General features: G+C 43.1%; 17 protein-coding genes. 11 read left to right on the plus strand and 6 right to left on the minus strand.

Translation table 11 applies throughout. The features are described 5' to 3' along the window. Positions 1–7: 7 nt before the first annotated feature. The gene (locus AC59JT_RS10080) at positions 8–592 is read right to left on the minus strand and encodes a TMEM175 family protein (RefSeq protein WP_497398342.1); all 585 of its coding nucleotides are present in this window, start codon (positions 590–592) and stop codon (positions 8–10) included. A gap of 309 nt (positions 593–901) precedes the next feature. On the opposite strand from AC59JT_RS10080, the gene AC59JT_RS10085 reads away from it, so the two are divergent. Continuing rightward, on the plus strand, positions 902–1,126 hold the full coding sequence (locus AC59JT_RS10085; RefSeq protein WP_497398344.1) for a hypothetical protein: 225 nt from the start codon (positions 902–904) through the stop codon (positions 1,124–1,126). On the opposite strand, the gene AC59JT_RS10090 is transcribed toward AC59JT_RS10085, so the two are convergent. The 4 genes from AC59JT_RS10090 to AC59JT_RS10105 are packed head-to-tail and all read right to left on the minus strand — an operon-like array spanning position 1,123 to position 4,912. Further along, positions 1,123–1,920: an NIPSNAP family protein gene (locus AC59JT_RS10090; RefSeq protein WP_497398346.1), complete on the minus strand. Its 798-nt coding sequence runs from the start codon at positions 1,918–1,920 to the stop codon at positions 1,123–1,125. The genes AC59JT_RS10085 and AC59JT_RS10090 overlap by 4 nt on opposite strands. 13 nt (positions 1,921–1,933) lie before the next feature. Next, positions 1,934–2,803 carry an ABC transporter permease gene (locus AC59JT_RS10095; RefSeq protein WP_497398348.1) on the minus strand — a complete coding sequence of 290 codons (870 nt, stop codon included), beginning with the start codon at positions 2,801–2,803 and terminating at the stop codon, positions 1,934–1,936. Beyond that, a complete protein-coding gene (locus tag AC59JT_RS10100; RefSeq protein WP_497398350.1) occupies positions 2,803–3,768 on the minus strand; it encodes an ABC transporter substrate-binding protein in 966 nt (321 codons plus the stop codon). The genes AC59JT_RS10095 and AC59JT_RS10100 overlap by 1 nt, the downstream gene beginning before the upstream one ends. 37 nt (positions 3,769–3,805) lie before the next feature. Then, positions 3,806–4,912: a serine hydrolase domain-containing protein gene (locus AC59JT_RS10105; protein ID WP_497398352.1), complete on the minus strand. Its 1,107-nt coding sequence runs from the start codon at positions 4,910–4,912 to the stop codon at positions 3,806–3,808. Positions 4,913–5,023: 111 nt separating this feature from the next. Between AC59JT_RS10105 and AC59JT_RS10110 the strand changes: the two genes are divergently transcribed. The 6 genes from AC59JT_RS10110 to AC59JT_RS10135 all read left to right on the plus strand — a co-directional run bounded on the left by AC59JT_RS10110 (position 5,024) and on the right by AC59JT_RS10135 (position 15,894). Next, positions 5,024–6,175: a methionine aminotransferase gene (locus tag AC59JT_RS10110; RefSeq protein ID WP_497398354.1), complete on the plus strand. Its 1,152-nt coding sequence runs from the start codon at positions 5,024–5,026 to the stop codon at positions 6,173–6,175. Positions 6,176–6,216: 41 nt separating this feature from the next. Then, positions 6,217–6,999 (plus strand): amidohydrolase, encoded by a 783-nt coding sequence (locus AC59JT_RS10115; protein ID WP_497398356.1) that lies wholly within the window; start codon positions 6,217–6,219, stop codon positions 6,997–6,999. Between the two features lie 27 nt (positions 7,000–7,026). Beyond that, complete coding sequence (locus AC59JT_RS10120; protein ID WP_497398358.1) at positions 7,027–9,561, plus strand: glycoside hydrolase domain-containing protein; 2,535 nt, start codon at positions 7,027–7,029, stop codon at positions 9,559–9,561. Between the two features lie 118 nt (positions 9,562–9,679). After that, a complete protein-coding gene (locus AC59JT_RS10125; protein ID WP_497398360.1) occupies positions 9,680–11,998 on the plus strand; it encodes a penicillin-binding protein 1A in 2,319 nt (772 codons plus the stop codon). Positions 11,999–12,060: 62 nt separating this feature from the next. Beyond that, complete coding sequence (locus tag AC59JT_RS10130) at positions 12,061–15,210, plus strand: tolB protein precursor (protein ID WP_497398362.1); 3,150 nt, start codon at positions 12,061–12,063, stop codon at positions 15,208–15,210. Between the two features lie 57 nt (positions 15,211–15,267). After that, positions 15,268–15,894: a fasciclin domain-containing protein gene (locus tag AC59JT_RS10135; RefSeq protein WP_497398364.1), complete on the plus strand. Its 627-nt coding sequence runs from the start codon at positions 15,268–15,270 to the stop codon at positions 15,892–15,894. Positions 15,895–15,916: 22 nt separating this feature from the next. Here the strand turns inward: AC59JT_RS10135 and AC59JT_RS10140 are convergent, their stop codons facing one another. Beyond that, complete coding sequence (locus AC59JT_RS10140) at positions 15,917–16,273, minus strand: GIY-YIG nuclease family protein (RefSeq protein WP_497398366.1); 357 nt, start codon at positions 16,271–16,273, stop codon at positions 15,917–15,919. A gap of 86 nt (positions 16,274–16,359) precedes the next feature. On the opposite strand from AC59JT_RS10140, the gene AC59JT_RS10145 reads away from it, so the two are divergent. The 4 genes from AC59JT_RS10145 to AC59JT_RS10160 all read left to right on the plus strand — a co-directional run bounded on the left by AC59JT_RS10145 (position 16,360) and on the right by AC59JT_RS10160 (position 18,583). Next, the gene (locus tag AC59JT_RS10145) at positions 16,360–17,133 is read left to right on the plus strand and encodes an XRE family transcriptional regulator (protein WP_497398368.1); all 774 of its coding nucleotides are present in this window, start codon (positions 16,360–16,362) and stop codon (positions 17,131–17,133) included. A 66-nt stretch (positions 17,134–17,199) separates the two neighbouring features. Further along, positions 17,200–17,550, plus strand: coding sequence for a hypothetical protein (locus AC59JT_RS10150; protein ID WP_497398370.1), 351 nt, complete (start codon positions 17,200–17,202; stop codon positions 17,548–17,550). A 115-nt stretch (positions 17,551–17,665) separates the two neighbouring features. Next, positions 17,666–18,061: a hypothetical protein gene (locus AC59JT_RS10155; protein ID WP_497398372.1), complete on the plus strand. Its 396-nt coding sequence runs from the start codon at positions 17,666–17,668 to the stop codon at positions 18,059–18,061. A gap of 132 nt (positions 18,062–18,193) precedes the next feature. After that, on the plus strand, positions 18,194–18,583 hold the full coding sequence (locus AC59JT_RS10160; RefSeq protein ID WP_497398374.1) for a DUF4890 domain-containing protein: 390 nt from the start codon (positions 18,194–18,196) through the stop codon (positions 18,581–18,583). Positions 18,584–18,597 lie beyond the last annotated feature (14 nt).

Here is an 18,597-nt window from a genome sequence, read left to right on the forward strand (position 1 = left end):
CACGCGCTCACTGATTTGCCAGCTTTTTTTCAATTCTCCTGTCGGGAATGAACCAGATACACGCTACCAATACATAAAGCGCCAAGCTGATACTACTATTAACGAAGGCTAATACTATACCTATCAAGTAAAAAAGCAAAGATAGCCTGCCCTTCCAGTCGGCCCCTATAGCTTCTTTCAGCACTGAATTTTCGCCTTCGTGTTTTATCAGGAAAAAAACCAGGATAGTATAAGCTACAGCGTTCATTACCATAACAAAACCATATAAGGCAATTGGCCATTGTTCATGAAAATGGCTCTCGCCCATCCAGTTGGTCACAAAGGGGATCATGGATAGCCAAAACAATAAAAACATATTAGCCCAAAGCACCGGGCCGTTTATTGATTTAATGGCGTGCAGCATGTGGTGATGGTTATTCCAATAAATACCCACGTACACAAAGCTTAACACGTAGCTGGCAAAAATAGGGAGCACGGGTTTCAGGGCTGCCAGGTCATGCCCTTCGGGCACTTTCAACTCTAATACCATTATGGTTATAATAATGGCTATTACCCCATCGCTAAAAGCTTCCAGCCTTCCTTTGCTCATCATAAGTCCAAGTTTATCTTTAAAAATATTAAGAATGTTACACAATTGGGGAAAAATAAACGCAACATGCTGACCCATTTACACGTTTAAACACCATAACCAAAAGCCATAAATAAATCAAGGATTAATATCGATTGCAGATTTGGAAATGCTGGGCGGCTTTGATTTAGAAAAAGGTAATTTTTTGCACGATTAGGTTAAAAAATACTAATTCTATTTTGTTTGTAACAAAGTAGTTGCAAATGGCATGGTTATGCATATATTGTAACAGAAAACGGTACCCCTAAGACCAATTATAATTTAAACTAAGAGATGAATAACGAGACCCAATCACCATTGTTACTTACCAAACTATCGGTAGTAATTTTAGCTATTGTTTTTTTATCGGGTGTGGTAGAGTTTGCCTGCCTGGCCTTTTATGCTCACAAAAATAACTACTCGGTGTTTAATGAACTTAAACCCGCCAGCAGTGTGCAAACATCGCAAAAAAGCAGCATGATATTTACTGCTCCTGCGAAGTTCAAAAACGTTAATTAATAGTCAGAATAATCGGTCGGGTACATAAACACGGCATCAATTTTTGATACATTGTTTTTGTACTCGTCCATTTTACCCAAGGCAGCAAATTTAGCGTCGGCTCTAAAAGCTTTCCATTTATCCAGGTTATCCTGTTTGCTGTTAAAGGTTATCATATACATCAGGTTAGGCATGCGGCTGCCTGCAATAACTTCGGCGTAAAACACGGCGTTAAAATCAAGCGCTTTAAAAATACCGATCTCATCGCCCGCGTTAAACATCTTTACTTTACTGATATTATATTTTTCGCTGGCGCTTTCGTAGCTGCGCAGTTCATATACCCTGTCGGCTTTTTTAGCGGTTAGGTTTGGTAAACTTGGCTCGGGCGCATCTATAAACGCGCGTAGTACGATGGTTTCTAAACGGGCATAAGCCGGGTCGTTATAAGCGGCGTTCAAATAATCTTTACCGGCTTCGAGGTATTGCTGGTCTTTAAGCAGTTTGGTATCGGTATTTTCAAGGTCGTTCCAGGTGCGGTAAGGCACATAAACGTATACTTTCTTGTCGATACTATCCTGGGCGATAGGTTTAAACACACCTACGTTTTTAACACCTGCTTTGTGCAGCGCAGGCAGGTAAGCGTTTTGCAGGTAAGCGTCAAGGCGGTTCTCCTGTGCTTTGGTTTTAAAGTGGTATACCTTTAACTGGTAATAATACTGCGTAGCAGCCTGAACATACAAGCCCGAAAAAAGGCAGCTTGTAAATACAAATACCGCGATGCATACCACCGGGCAATTTTTATAGAATCGTTTCATATTTATGTGAGGTTTATAATTCGTTACTACTTTTTAAGCGGGGCAAACTTACGATCAATAATACAAAAACAGCGGTTACCAATTTTAATAAATTAGCATCAACCCCAATATTGAGCGTAAACGCCAAAACCAATTGAAATATTACAGCCCCTGTCAACACCAATACCAGGCTTAGCCATACCGATGATATGCGCAGCCAGCCTATCAAGGTTTCGGCGATGATAACAGAGCCGAGGCCAATGATCACAACACCTACGCCCATATTCATATCGGCAAAACCCTGAAATTGGGTAATGAGATAACCGCTTACGGCTGTAAGGGCGTTTGCTAAAGCGAGGCCGATGATCTTCATACGGTCGGTATTTACACCTAATGCACGAATCATGGATTCGCTATTACCTGTGGCACGCATGGCCAACCCGAAATCTGTTTTTAATAAGTAACCTATCAATAAAGTCAGCACCGCTACAAACGTCAGCAATACTAAAAAGGTATTATGATTTGGGTTAGCAATCAATTGTATTGATGTGAACAGCGACGACGTATCGATCAAAGGCAGATCAGACCGCCCCATCATTTCCAGGTTTACCGAATACAGGGCCGTCATCACCAAAATACCAGCCAACAAGGCATTTATCTTCAATTTGGTATGGATGACACCTGTTATCGCGCCAGCCAAAGCACCGGCTAAAATAACCGCGGGCAACACCAGGTAGCCGGGCAAATGTCGCGTTAGCAAAATAGCGGCTACAACCCCACCTAGCGTGTAACTGCCATCGGTGGTAATATCGGGTATATTAAATATCTTCATCGAGATATAAATACCCAATGCCAAACCGGCGAAGCCAAGTCCTTGTATTAACGCGCTGAGGTAAAAATCCATTATTTTACAGCTTCAAAATTTGCCGGTACGATGATATTATATTTTTTTACGGCATCCGGGTTGTAAACGCGCTTGCGCACTTTCACCATTTCCGGCTTCAAGCCGTCGGTTTTGTGGGTTTTTAAATATTGAGCAGCCTGCTCGCCGGCCTGGTAGCCCCACTGGTAAATATCGGCACCAAAAGCAGCTACCGCACCGCGTTGCACCAAACCGGCTTCGCTGGTAAATATCGGAACGTTTTTTTGATTGCAGTTTTTAAGAATGGTTTCGAAAGCGGCAAACACGGTATTATCCGGATTGGCGAAGAAGGCATCAATATCTTTATCTAACAACGATTGTGTTACCAATTGCGCGTCCGCGGACGTATTTAATGGCAAAGCGATGAGGGTGATGTTTAACTGATCAGACAATTCCTGAATATGCGCCATGGCGTCAGCCGATTGTGGTTCGGATTGATTATAGATCATGCCGATAGTCAGCTTCGTGCCTTTTGGCTTTAGCAGTTTGGGGATGATGCTAAACGATGTATCGATATACTGCAGATCTTCCATGGTACCGAAAAGGTTTGCCGGGGCGTTACCCTTGGAATCGATAACCTTCATACGCTCGGGCGTTGGCGATACCATTTCGAACACCGGGATAGTTTTGGTTTTCTGCACAGCTGTTACCGTGGATAGCGTGGTACAGGTAGCCAGTAGGTCAACCGGGACCGAAACAAAGTAATTCACTATCTGCGTCAACGTAGGGATGCTGCCCTGCGCATTGCGGTATTCTATTTTAACGGTGTTTTGCTCTTCGCTGAAACCGTTCTTCTTCAAAGCATCGGTAAAGCCGGTACGGGCTTGCGATATGGTGGCGTCTTCAAAAGCATCAACAAAACCAACAACAGGTACGCCGTCTTTTTCGGGTGAATTGCAGGCAGATATAGCGAGTATTAAAAATAGTATAGGCAGGTATCGTTTCATCCCACTAAGGTAAATATTACGCTTGATAAAATTGCCTTTAAATATCCTCCAGGAACCTGGCTGCAGCCAAAAATAAGTTAGTTACTCCAACATCATAATTGCGCATTAATATTACCCCGTACTTGCTATCTTCTTCAACCATAAACTGCGATGAATAGCCGGGAATTAGTCCGTTATGACCGATTAAATTAATGTCCGTCCGAGGGTCCACAGACAGCCCCAAACCGTAGTCTTTACCACCTTTTGGCGCTATCTTCATTTGGTGGATGCTGGCTTTGCTTAGCAACCCCTGCTGGGTAACAAAAGTGCTCACAAATTTGGCCAGATCTGCCGGAGTAGAATACAATGCTCCGCCGGGTATACCGTAGCCAAGCCCCTGGTGTTGCGCTAGCGGCAGTTGGGTATTTACTTTACCTTCCCTATTATATGTACCCTGTGCAATACGGGGCTTTTGGGCATCGTTCGGTGTAAAAAAAGTGTTGGTCATGTGCAGCGGGTCTGTTATGCGCTCTTTGATCATTTGTATGTAAGGCTTAGCGGCTGCACGCTCCAAAGCAAGGCCAACTATACAAACGCCTATGTTTGAGTATAACCACTGCTTACCCGGCTTTGATTCAAATTGTAAAGAAGTTAAGGCGGTCACTAGTTTCTTTTGCCAGTTACTAACAGGGCCAACATTACCGCTGTACATATTTGCGTCGCGTTTTAAGCCCGCTGTATGCGATGCCAATTGTCTTAACGTAAATTTGGTATCCTTGCCATAGCCAATTATGTCAGCCACTTCGGGCACGTATTTTTCGGCAGGGTCATCCAGGCTCACCTTCCCTTCCTCAACCATTAACATTAATAAGGTTGCGGTAAATGTTTTGGTGATAGAGGCTACCCGATAAATGGTGTTGGTATCGGCCAATTGCTTAGTATCGCGGTTGGCGTAGCCGAATGCTTTTGCCCAAATTACCTGATCATTTTTCATCACCAGCACGGACATGCCGCCATTTAAAGCATCGGCTGCCAGGTCGGCTTTTAACTTGCTTTCCAATTTCATTATTGCCGCAGCTTCCCTATCTGTGTAGTGATATTGGGCCAGGCAAATCAGCGGAAATGCACTTACTGCAAGGCAAATAATTGCTATTAGTTTTTTCACAGACGGCCGGGTTTACAAGCGCTTAGTATCAGGTTCATTGCTTAAATATAGCGTCATTATTATCAACTCTCAAACCTGTTTAACAGAGTTTTTACATATTTTAGCCGATACATGACATCTATCATTTCTAAACTACCCCAGGTAGGCACCACCATATTTACTACCATGTCGGCCCTGGCAGCCGAGGTGGGCGCAATTAATTTATCACAGGGTTTCCCTGATTATGACGCATCGCCCGAATTGATCGAGCTGATCAGCAAAGCGATGAAAGACGGGCATAACCAATACGCACCCATGGCCGGTGTTACGGCTCTGCGCGAGCAAATAGCTTACAAAACCGAAAAGCTTTACGGCGCCAAATACAATCCGGATACGGAGATAACGGTTACCGCCGGTGGCACACAGGCCATATTTACAGCTATTACCTCAGTTGTTAATCCTAATGATGAGGTGATCATCTTCGAACCGGCCTTTGATTGTTACGCCCCGGCTATTAAACTGGCTGGCGGTGTTGTTAAATCATTGGAACTACAACCGCCCGATTACCGCATTGCCTGGGATATGGTAAAAAAACTCATCAGCAACCGCACCAAGTTGATCATTTTAAACTCGCCGCATAACCCTACCGCCACCATTTTGCGTAAGGAGGACATTGACGAGCTAAGCGCTATTGTTAAAAACCAGGACATTTTGATCCTGAGCGATGAGGTTTACGAGCATTTAATTTACGACGGCGAAACCCACCACAGCATGGCACGCTATCCTGAATTGGCACAGCGTAGTTTTGTGGTAGCTTCCTTCGGGAAACTGTTTCATGCCACGGGGTGGAAAGTTGGATACTGCCTTGCTCCGGCATATTTGATGCAGGAATTTAGAAAGGTGCACCAGTACCTCGTATTCAGCGTTAACTCGGCTATGCAAACGGGTATGGCGGCGTATTTGAAGGATGAAAGTACCTATACTTCGCTCCCGTCATTCTTTCAACAGAAGCGCGATCATTTTAGGAAGGGCTTATCGGAAACTAAGTTTGAGTTGCTGCCCTCTTATGGTTCCTATTTCCAATCAGTTAAATTTAGGCACCTAACAGATGAGAGCGACGTAGACTTTGCCATACGCTTAACCAAAGGGGCTAAAGTGGCTTGTATACCCACTTCTGTGTTCTATACGCAGGGTACAGATCACCGTGTTTTGCGATTTTGTTTCGCCAAAAAGCAAGAAACTTTGGATGATGCCGTTAATAGATTGATAAGTTTTAAACTTTAAAGCTAAGTTTTACGTAAAAGTTAAAGCCGAACCAATAAAACATGGAGAATTTAAAGATCACCGTATTTCAAGGATACCTTTTTTGGGAAAAACCCGATAAAAACTTACAAAACATAGGTTTACGCCTGCAAGGCGGTATCCGTGAGAAAACAGATCTGATCATTCTGCCCGAAATGTTTACCACCGGCTTCACCATGAACGCAGCTGAACTGGCCGAACCCATGAACGGCACCACCATGCAATGGATGGAGCAAATTGCCAAAAAGTATGATGCAGTGATAACCGGCAGTCTTATTATCACCGAAAACGGCAAATATTATAACCGCCTTATTTGGATGCGCCCCGACGGTAGTTATGAGCATTATGATAAACGCCACTTGTTTGCCATGGGTAAAGAACACCATACTTATACGGCCGGCAACGATAAACTATTGGTTGAACTAAAAGGCTGGAAAATACGCCCTGTTATTTGTTATGACCTGCGTTTCCCGGTATGGCTGCGTAATGTTGATAAGCTTTACGACCTGCTTTTGGTTGTAGCCAACTGGCCCGAACGCCGCGCCCTGCACTGGCGTACCCTGCTGCCCGCCCGGGCTGTGGAAAACCAAAGTTATGTAATTGGTTTAAACCGTGTTGGCCACGATGGCAACGAAATTTATCATTCGGGTGACTCCACCTGTATCGATCCGAACGGAAATACCGTTTATTATAAAAGAGATGAGGAAGATGTGTATACTTTTTCTATTATTGCAGAAGAAGTTATCAAAGCACGCCGTGTAATGCCTTTTTTAAAGGATGCTGATCATTTCGACATAATAGACTAGGTATCCATACAAACACTATTCGTATCAATGAAATTATTAGGTAGAGCACTGCTTATTGCCTGCTGTTCGGTTATTACCGTTTCATCATCGGCCCAAAAAAAGAAAGACTACTCCTTACTTGTTGATCCGTTTATAGGTACCGCAATTACCAATAACCACTCTCCCGGCCCGGTTTTGCCGTTTGCAATGCTACAAGCCGGCCCGGTAACCAAAATCGGGACATGGGAATGGATAAGCCGATATAATTACAGGGACACTATAATTTACGGCTTCGCCAATACCCATTTAAGTGGCATAGCCAGGCCAGATCAATGCGACGTAGTATTTATGCCAACCACCGGGCAGCTGCAATTTAAATCGGCAGAATTTGCTTCGGGTTTTAAAAAGAAAAACGAGAAAGCATCGCCCGGTTATTACCAAACCAAACTTGATAAATATGGGATTGATGTTGAATTAACGGCCACCAGCCGCGCTGCCATGCATTTGTACGATTTTCCTTCTGGACAACAGGGCAACGTTATTATTCATCTTAGCCAGCGCCGCGAAGCCAAATCAAGCTATGAAGTTGTGAATGATCATGAAGTGAAAGGTAAAGTTTCCGTGTTTGATAAAACCCTATACTTCTATACCAAATTTTCCAAACCATTTAAAACCTACAAAGCAAATGTAAACGGCATGGTAACCGAGCAATCGGCAAAGGCCGATGGCAATGATATTGAACTTGCCGCACAGTTTGATAACCCCGGCGAGCTTATTGTTAAAGTGGGGATTTCGGCTGTAAGCTATGAGGGTGCACAAAAAAACCTCGACACCGAGATGCCGGGTTTTGATTTTAAACAAGCTGTAAAAAATGCTAAAGCTGCCTGGAACCAGGAACTGGGTAAAATTGATGCAGAAGGCGGCGCACCCGGCTACCAGCCCGCAGCCGGCACCGGCAGTACCAGCGATATGCTGATTGATGCTACCGGACGAAAAAAATCAAATCTGCCTGACTATGCCAAACAAAAAGCGACTACCTTTTATACCGCGCTTTACCATAGCATGCTATCGCCCAACATTAACAGCGATGTTGATGGGAAATACGTGAGCGACAATAATCAGCCGCCGGCATTAAAGCCTGTTTATGCTGCCGAGGGTTTTACAAACTACAGCTTTTTACGAAGCACTAAAAAATTCCCGGTTGGCTATCCCTTACTTACGCTTATTGATAAAAAACGCACCGCGGAAATCATCAATAGTTTTTTAGCGTGGTATGATCATAAAGAGCAAAATAACGCAAGCGACCTGATGCAGATGAACCTGCAAATAGCGCCTATTATTGTAGATGCCTACAGCAAAGGTATGCGCGATTTTAATGCGGAGAAAAGTATAGCTGCCATGAAATATTTCAACGACAGGTTTGCCGAACAATCGCTAAGTCCGCATGCTGCAATGCCGCCAAGGCCATCAATAGGTCAGCCTGATCCAAAATATGCGGTTTCGGCCGAGAGTACTTTACACATAGCTTATGTGGATTGGTGCATTGCCCAAATGGCAAAAATGATGAACAGGCCGGTGGATTATAACATGTACATAGCAAGGTCGCAATACTGGAAAGATACCCACGACGTTAATAGCGGCTTTATGCAAATGCGGGGTAAAGGCGGCTTTTCTGCTGTTGGGCCTTCAGCATCCGGCGGCGATTACACCGAAGGAAATGGCTGGCAATACGCCTTTGCAGTACCGCATGACATAGGTACATTGATAGACAGGGACGGTGGCGAATCAAAATTTGCAGCTAAGCTTGATGAACTATTTACAACTAATGCCAATAAAAACGATAGCAGCCGGATAGGCGAATATAACCATAGCGTTGCCGCAGTACAACTGGCACCTTACCTATACAACTTTACATCCGAAGCCAACAAAACACAGTTTTATCTCACCAAAATAATCAGGGGTTTATACAGCGATAAACCGGATGGTCTGCCGGGTTTCGATTTTAACGGTAACCTGTCGTCATGGTACGTAATGAGTTGTTTGGGTATTTACAATATCGCTCCTGGGCAATCGCAATATCAAATTGGCATACCGCAGTTTACCAAAACAGTGCTTAGTTTAGAAAATGGTAAGAAATTCACCATCCTAAATTCGGGCATAGCCATTAACTGGAATAACATTTACCTGCAAGGCATCAACCTGGAAAAAAAATCATACAGTAAATTGTATTTAAACTACGCTGATATAGCCAAAGGCGGCGAATTTGAAGTATATACCGGTACTTTGGCAAACCGCTTAACCATGCAGGACATGGAAAAACCAATATCGCGCGTTAGCGACAACCTGATAACACCCAACCCGGTTATAACACTATTGCAAACCTTCGCCCCGCCATCACTTATCGAAATAAAAAGCAACGATACCGAGCCAAATAAGATTTATTTTACTACCGATGGTTCAACCCCGACAACGGCCTCAAAGTTGTATGATAAAGCTATCCCGGTTACGCCAAAAATGGTAGTTAAAGCCATCGCTGTAAAAAATGGCAAGGCAAGTTTTGTTAGCGAGTTCCGTTTTGAATAAATTTGTTCAAATAATTGTTGCTGCAACCAGTTTCCCCTAAAATTTAATTACACAATTTACGTTGTACTAATTATTTATCAGGTTATGATATTGAGTCATAATTTTACATCTTTACCGCATGTTTAGACGCATAAAAAACAGGTATCTTCGATACTTTGTCATACTTATATATTTTGTTATCCTGTTTTTTTGCAGCATCGAGCTTAACTTCCTGTGGCTGTTCGGCTATTCGCCGGATATGCATGACATTAAGCAGCCCGAGCAATCGGTAGGCTCGCAGGTATATTTTGCCGATGGTAAACTCATCGGTCAGTATTATAAAGAAAATCGCTCGCCTGTTGAGTTCAAGGATATTTCGCCAAGCATCATCAATGCGCTAGTTGCTACCGAGGATGTTCGTTTTTACAAACATGGCGGTGTTGACTTCTTTTCGTTTGCCAGCAGTATGGTGTCAACTGCCAAAGGCGACAAGCGTGGTGGTAGTACGATTACGCAGCAATTGGCCAAAAACCTTTTCGCTACGCGGAAACGTAAATCGCAGGGTTTGTTTAGTCATATCCCGGGTTTGCGAACCGTTGTTTTTAAGTTTAAAGAGTGGATAACCGCTTACAAAATTGAGCGTGTTTATTCAAAGAATGAGATATTGACGCTGTACCTGAACACAGTACCGTTTGGCAATAACTCCTTCGGCATCAAGATCGCTACGCTAAAATACTTCAACAAAAATCCTGATGAAGTTACGCCGGCAGAAGCCGCCACATTGGTAGGCATGCTTAAAGCAACCTCAAACTACAACCCTATCAATTATCCTGAGCGTGCCATAGAAAGGCGTAATACCGTGTTGAGCCAAATGGAGAAATACGGTTACCTAACCAAAGCTGATTACGCAACTTATACCAAACTGCCAATCGGCCTTGATCTGAGTTATATTGACAACGATTCGCACGGCGACTCATACTTGCGCGAAGCAGTGAGCCGCTGGTTAAAAAAATGGTGTGAAGAGAACGACTATGACCTGTATAACGATGGTTTGAAGATCTACACTACTATCGACTCTCGTTTACAACAGTATGCCGAAGAAGCCGCAGAGGAAAAAATGAAAATGTTACAGCGCCGCTTTGATAATATATGGGGTGATAAAAACCCTTGGCGCGATTCCAAAGGCGTTGAGATCAAGGATTTTGTGCTGAAAGCAGAAAAACGCTTACCTATTTACAAACTGCTAAAAAAGAAATACAACGGCGATACCACGCTGATAAATCAATACTTTGAGAAGAAGAAACGCATGAAGGTGTTTACCTGGAAAGGCGAAAAAGACACCACCTTCTCCAGCATTGATTCTATAAAATATTACGCCCGCATATTGAATACGGGCATGATGACCATTGAGCCATCAACAGGTAAAATTAAAGTTTGGGTAGGCGGCATCAACCATAAATATTTCAATTACGACCACGTAAACCAAGCCAAACGCCAGGCGGGTTCAACCTTTAAGCCTTTTGCCTATTTAACCGCTTTGGATAATGGCTACACACCATGCGATAAGTTTACTGATAAACGCGTATCGATAAAATTTAAAGACAACGGCAAGGACGAAGTTTGGGAACCCAACAATGCCGACTTTAATTTTACCGGGCGCGAGATGTCATTACGCTGGGCTATGGGCCGTTCGGTAAACTCTATTACCGCGCAGCTAACCGAAGCTGTTGGCTGGGATAAAGTGGTTGAATATGCGCATAAAGTGGGTATCGAAAGTCCGTTGAAATCGGTGCCATCGGTATCATTAGGTTCTAACGATGTTTCGGTATACGAAATGGTGCGTGCATACAGCACATTCCTGAATAAGGGCGAGAAAATAGACCCGCTGTTAGTTACCAAAATAACTGATCAGGACGGCAAAGTATTAAAAGAATTTACGCTGAAAAGCGAACGCGTTATAAGTGAAGAAACCGCGTGGCTGATGCTCTACATGTTTAGAGGCGGTATGGAAGAACCGGGCGGCACATCACAGGCCCTGTGGGAATACAACGGCCTTTGGAAAAGCAACAGCAACCAGATTGGTGGTAAAACCGGCACATCGTCTGATTATGTAGATGGTTGGTACATGGGTATCACCAAGGACCTGGTTACCGGTGTTTGGGTAGGTGCTGATGACCGCAGCGTACACTTCACGACGTCTGAAAGCGGCGAAGGATCGCACACGGCACTGCCTATTTTCGGTAGGTTTATGGAGAAAGTTTATGCTGATCCGAACTCGGGATATGGCTATGGGCCGTTTCCTAAGCCCTGGACGAAGATCAGCAAATCATATGATTGCCCTTCGCCACGCATTGTGATAGATACTACTTTTGTTGACAGCCTGGATATGGAAATGGACACCACCAACGTCATAGCTCCGCCACCTGCTGAAACTGAGGGAACTGTGAGTCCGCCTTAACAAAATTTAACAAAAACATTTGGCTGCTATTAATTAAATTAGCAGGTACATATTAAAACCTTATGAGTAAACTTTACTCCTCCATGCATATAGCGACTAAATACCTATTGGTAATATTTTGCCTGATCAGTTCGCTTTTAATAACAAACCGTGCCAGCGCGCAATACTTTGGGCAAAACAAGGTCCGCTATAAAAACCTGAAGTTTAAAGTTTACAAAACCCCGCATTTCGACCTGTATTATTACATGAAGAACGATAGCCTGGTAAAACGCATGGCCCAGGAAAGCGAGCTTTGGTATACGCTGCACCAGCAGGTTTTTAGGGATACGTTTAAAAAAGCTAATCCTATTATTCTTTACGGAAACCACCCCGATTTTCAGCAAACTACTGCTATAGATGGCGAGATAAGCGTGGGCACCGGCGGTGTTACCGAAGGTTTAAAAAACCGCGTTGTAATGCCTATAATGGAGCATAACCAGATGACGCGCCACGTGCTGGGTCATGAGTTGGTTCACGCTTTTCAATACCATGTATTGCTGGATAATGATGATGCCAGTTTTGAAAACCTTAACAATATACCGCTGTGGATGATAGAGGGTATGGCCGAATACCTGTCGCTGGGTAAAAAAGATTCGTACACCTCTATGTGGATGCGTGATGCTTATTTAAACAATGATATCCCAACCGTACGTGCGCTAACCGAAAGCAATAAGTATTTTCCATACCGTTACGGCGAGGCATTTTGGTCGTTTTTAGGGTCGACATATGGTGATACGGTAATTGTGCCTTTCTTTAAAAACACGGCCCGCTATGGCCTACCTTATGCCATACGCCGCACTTTTGGTTATGATGATCGCACACTATCAAACCTTTGGAAAAACTCGATAGAAAACACTTACAAGCCATTTTTAAAAGATACGGTTCAAACACCAGTCGGTAAGGCTATCGTCGATGAAAAAAATTCTGGTAAAATGAATGTGGCACCGGCTATCAGTCCGGATGGTAAGTACATGGCCTTTTTATCAGAACGAAGTTTGTTCACTATAGACCTGTTTTTAGCTGACGCCTACACGGGGCGAGTCATCAAAAAACTCACGAGTAAAGTATCAAACACGCATGTGGATGAATTTAACTTTATCGAATCGGCCGGTGCCTGGTCGCCGGATGGGAAGAAATTTGCCTTCAGCGTGTTTAACAAGGGGCGTAACCGCATGGTGGTGGTTGAGGTGCCTAGCGGTAAAGTGGTGGGCGATATCTCTATGGAAAAAGCTGAGCAATTTGGTAACCTTTCCTGGTCGCCTAACGGCAAAGAAGTTGTTTTCCAGGGACTATCAGAAGGCCAGGGCGATTTGTACCTGTATAACTTCGACACCAAAAAAGTAACGCAGTTAACCAATGATAAGTTTTCAGACTATCAGCCAAGCTTTTCAAGAGACGGTAAGAAAATAGTTTTCTCAACCGACAGAACCACTTACGACCAAACCCTGACGCACGAAATTACCTTCAATCTTGCCGAATACGATCTGGAAACAGGCAAAACTACCGACCTGAATATATTTAACGGAGCCAACAACTTAAACCCGCAGTATTCATCAGATGGTACGCAGATTTACTTCCTTTCAAACAAAGATGGTTTCCGTAACCTTTTCCGTTATACTTTAGCAACCGAGAAAATTGAGCAAATGACCAATTTTTTCACAGGGATTAGTGGCATTACCGAATTTTCGCCTGCGTTAAGCGTATCAACTAAAGATGACATTGCTTACTCTTACTATCGCGCTCAAAAATACACGCTTTATAATGCCAAGGTTGGCGAGTTTTCGCCAACGGTTGTTGAGCCCGGCAAGGTTACGTTTGAAGCGGGTATACTCCCACCCGCTCGTTCTGTAGGTGTTGATCTGATCAATGCCAACCTTAACAACTTCCTGGCCTACCAAAAGTTTCCTGCTGATTCTATAAAAAACATCCCATACAAACCCAAATTCAAACTGGATTACCTGGCGGGAAATGGTGTTGGTGTATCAGTCAGCTCATTCGGCACCGGCTTATCAAGTGGTGTACAAGGCGTATTTAGCGATATTTTAGGCAGAAACCAGATCTATGCCGGTTTAGCTATTAATGGCGAAGTGTATGATTTTGGCGGACAGGTACAATATATTAACCAACAAGGCCGCTGGAATTTTGGTGTAGGTTTATCGCACATACCTTACCAGTATGCCAACTATAGTATAGTGCCCACCAACGCAACTTCGGGTGCACCTACCAATTCTACACTGGAAGAGCGTTATGATATAGTGCGGGTGTTCCAGGATCAGGTATCGCTGTTTACGTCTTATCCTATTTCGCGCAAGGCCCGTGTTGAATTTGGAACCGGCCTTGCAAAATATTATTACCGGGTTGACAGGTACAGCACATATTATGATAATAATGGCTTCGTGGTTGATTATCGAAAGCATCGTATAAGTAATGACGATTATAACAACGATCCTTTTAATCAGGGCGGCTCTTATTTAAGGCCATTTACCATTTACCAGCTTAGTACATCGTTGGTTGGCGATAATTCTTTTTTTGGTATTGCATCACCATTAAGCGGCTATCGCTATCGTGTTGAGGCTGAGTATAACTTTGGCAGCTTTAAATTCTTTTCACCAACTATTGATCTTCGCGAATACATACGTACGGCGCCCGTTACCTTTGCCGGCAGGCTATATGGTTTTGGCAGATTTGGTAATGCCAGCGGCCTGTACCCGCTATATATTGGCTATCCGTTCCTTATCCGCGGTTATGAGGCACAAACGTTTTATAACAGCTCGGGTACACCAAGTAATGGCTTTACCATTGATCAATTAGCCGGTACCCGCAATGTGGTGGCTAATTTTGAGGTTAGGCTACCATTTACAGGCCCCGAGAAGCTATCGGTTATCAAATCAAAATTCTTTTTCTCTGAACTGAACTTATTTTTCGACGCCGGCCTTGCCTGGAACTCGGGGAACCAGGTAAAATTCCAGATGGCGCCTGATAAAATAGGAACCACAGCGGCAGGTGCAGCTATTTATAATCCTAATCAGCGTGTACCTGCTTTAAGTACGGGCGTTTCGCTGAGGGTAAATTTATTGGGATATTTTGTGTTAGAGCCGTATTTTGCATTCCCGCTTAACCGTAACGATGTTAATAAACCTGTATTTGGCTTAGGATTTACACCAGGCTGGTAAAACAACAATTCCCCGCAAGTGCAATACATTGGCATGCTTAATGCTGATGCAATTAAAATGATGAGAAAACTATTATTTACCGTTGTTTGCCTTTTAAGCAGTCATTGGTTGTTGGCACAGGATACACCGCCACCGCCAAAAGTTGACTCAACAAGTTTGGATAAGCCACGTAAGGTCTCAAAGTCCGACTTAAAGCCTATTGAAGGCACTACCATGATCCCGGCAGTTGACATCAACGCCAACATTATGTACTCCAAAAATTTAAGCAGATTTTATGATGCGATAAAAAAGGCTGGCCTGGCCGAAACCTTTAGAAGCAAAGGGCCGGTAACTATTTTTGTGCCCGATAACGAAGCCCTGGGCCATATGCCCAAAGGAAAACTGGATACTTTATTGCGGCCCGATCACAAGTATGACTTGATAGCTCTCATCATGTATCATACCCTGGGTGGTAAAGTTACGGCGGGTAACATAGGTAAGAAAATAAGCGCCGGCAAAGGTAAAGCTATATTAACTACATTAACCGGAAACAGGTTAACAGCTACTTTTGATAATGGTAAGAATATTATACTAACTGACGAATACGGCGGCAAATGCCTCATCAAACGCGCAAACCTTGATCAAAACAACGGCATGATTCATTTGGTTGACGCGGTACTTATCCCCAAATTCAAAAGTATTTAATACTATATAGTATAGTACCTAATTAAGCTGCAACTTTTCCTGCTACCCTTTTAACAGCCGGACGCAATTGCGGGCGTGTACGTAATCCGCTTTCAAAGTTTAATGCAGCAGTAAGGTCTACCCAATCCGGGTTAACAGGTCTAATCATTTTTTCTTTCTGCGGACGGGTATAAGCACTTACCGTTTTAAAACGCTCCATTGCCATCTCCTCATTATTGATCTCTTCAAAATATACTAATCTGTTTAGCTGTTTTGAATTATCGAAGAACAAAGTAGGCATATCGCTGTAAAATTTAAGCGTTTTTAACAAGTCAGAGCATAAGCCTACGTGTAAGTTATTCCTGTTTCTGTCGGTGATGATATAGATAAAGCGTTTCATATTGATAATAAAATTTTGCCGGTTAAAAAATAATTACTAATTTTATGAGCATAAAATTACTAACAATTTTAGCAATTCCAAATTTTATGGCAAAAATTTCATCAAATATTAAATTTCTTCGCAAAAAGAAGGGACTAACACAGCAGCAATTCGCCGATCAAATAGGTATAAAGCGTTCATTAGTAGGCGCATATGAAGAAGAACGTGCCGACCCAAAATATGAATTGCTAAAAACAATAGCATCCTTCTTTGAAATTAGCATTGATGACTTTATTAACGAAACCATTGACGAAAAATGGGCGCCAAAACCAAAAGCGGGCGAAAGTAACCTGAGGGTACTAGCTATTTCGTTAGATAAGGAAGACAATGAAAACATTGAAATGGTGCCACTTAAGGCCAGCGCAGGCTATTTAAATGGTTATGCCGATACAGAATATGTGGCCCAGTTGCCAAAACTTTATTTGCCTATGTTTAAGCAAGGAACCTTTCGTGGCTTTGAATTAAATGGCGACTCGATGCTGCCGCTGGTATCGGGCACTACCATCATCGGCGAATATGTAGAGAACTGGGGCGATGTTAAACCCGGCGAAACCTATGTTGTAATATCAAAAAGCGAAGGCATTGTATACAAACGTATAGGCAACAAATTTAAGGACAATAAAAAGCTAAAGCTGGTATCAGACAACCCTGTTTATGATCCTTATGAAATAAGCGGAGAGGATATACTGGAAATATGGAAGGCAAAAGCCTACATATCAACCCAATTGCCTGAACCTACGCCCGAGCCTACTATGGAAAGCCTGACTGCCATGATGGCCCAGATGCAGCGCTCGATAGCAAACCTGCAAAGCAACAATTAAGTTACAATTGGGTTGGATTAAACCTTAGGGTGATATCAGCATCAAACAACCAAATTAAAACTTAAGATGAAAAAATTATTGATAGTAGGCGCTTTTGTATTAGGCCTTAGCACAGTTAGCTTTGCACAAGCCAAACGTAAGCCCAACCCGGAAAAACAGGCAGAAAAATTAAAATCGGCCTTAGCACTTAATGACGATCAGACCGCCAAAGTAAAAGTTATTTACCAGGCACAAGCTAAAACATTAGATAGCTTACAAACCGCGCTTGGTGAAAACGCCGACAAAAAAGCGATGGCAAAACAAAGAAGGCCCATTGTTGAGGCTAACAACGCAAAAATTAAAGCGCTTTTAACTGCGGAACAAGCTAAAACATTTCAAGAGCAATTACCTGCCAGGAAAGGCAAGAAAAACAAATAATCATTTTTAATGAAGAGATATTTTTAGCCGATAGCAACATTTAAGTTACAGAAGCTAAATTAAACCTTAGGGTTATATCTTTATCAAACAACCATAAAATTAAACTGTAAAAAAAATGAAAAAGTTATTATTAGTAAGCGCTTTTGTATTAGGAGTTAGCGCTGTAAGTTTTGCCCAAGGTGGCGGTAACGGCGGCAATGGTGGCGGCGGCGGCAGAGGCGGCAACCCTACGCAACAAGTAGAAAGATTAAAAACAGCTTTGACCTTAACCGACGACCAGACTGCTAAAGTGAAAGTTATTTACGAAGCTCAGGCTAAAACTTTTGATAGCATGCGTACCGCCGCTGGCGAAAATGCCGACAGAGCTGCTTTAATGGCTAAAAGAGCACCTATCACCGCAGCTAACAACGCTAAAATTAAAGCCTTGTTAACTCCGGAACAAGCTGCTACTTTCCAAAAACAATTGGATGCACAGGCAGAAAGAATGAAACAACGTCAACAAGGAAACTAATTTGTTGATCTGAAAAATAAAGAAGCGACTCCCGGGTCGCTTTTTTATTACAGCAACATTTAAGTTACACGCTGGATATTTAATCTTTATCGTTTTATCTTTAGTGTAACACTAAATTAAACAATCCTAAAAATGAAGAAATTACTTTTAATAGGTGCCTTGGTATTAGGCATTGGCACTTTGGCTCACGCGCAAGGTGGCGGCGGTGGCGGCCAGGGCCGTGGACGCATGAATCCAGAGCAACAAGTTACAGCCATGAAAGAGTCGTTAAAATTAACCGACGACCAGGCTGCGAAGATCAAAGTTATCTTAACAGCTCAGTCAAAAACGATGGACAGCCTAATGACTGCTGCAAATGGCGACCGTGCTGCTATGCGGGAAAAAATGATGCCTTTGCAAACAGCTACTGCTACTAAAGTAAAAGCTGTTTTAACCAAAGAGCAGGCTGATGCTTACCAAAAACAACAAGACGAACGTCGCGCGAGATTTCAACAAGGCGGCGGCGGTGGCGGCGGCAACTAATTGTATACTTAAAA

The organism is Mucilaginibacter sp. A3364 (genome assembly GCF_059690715.1).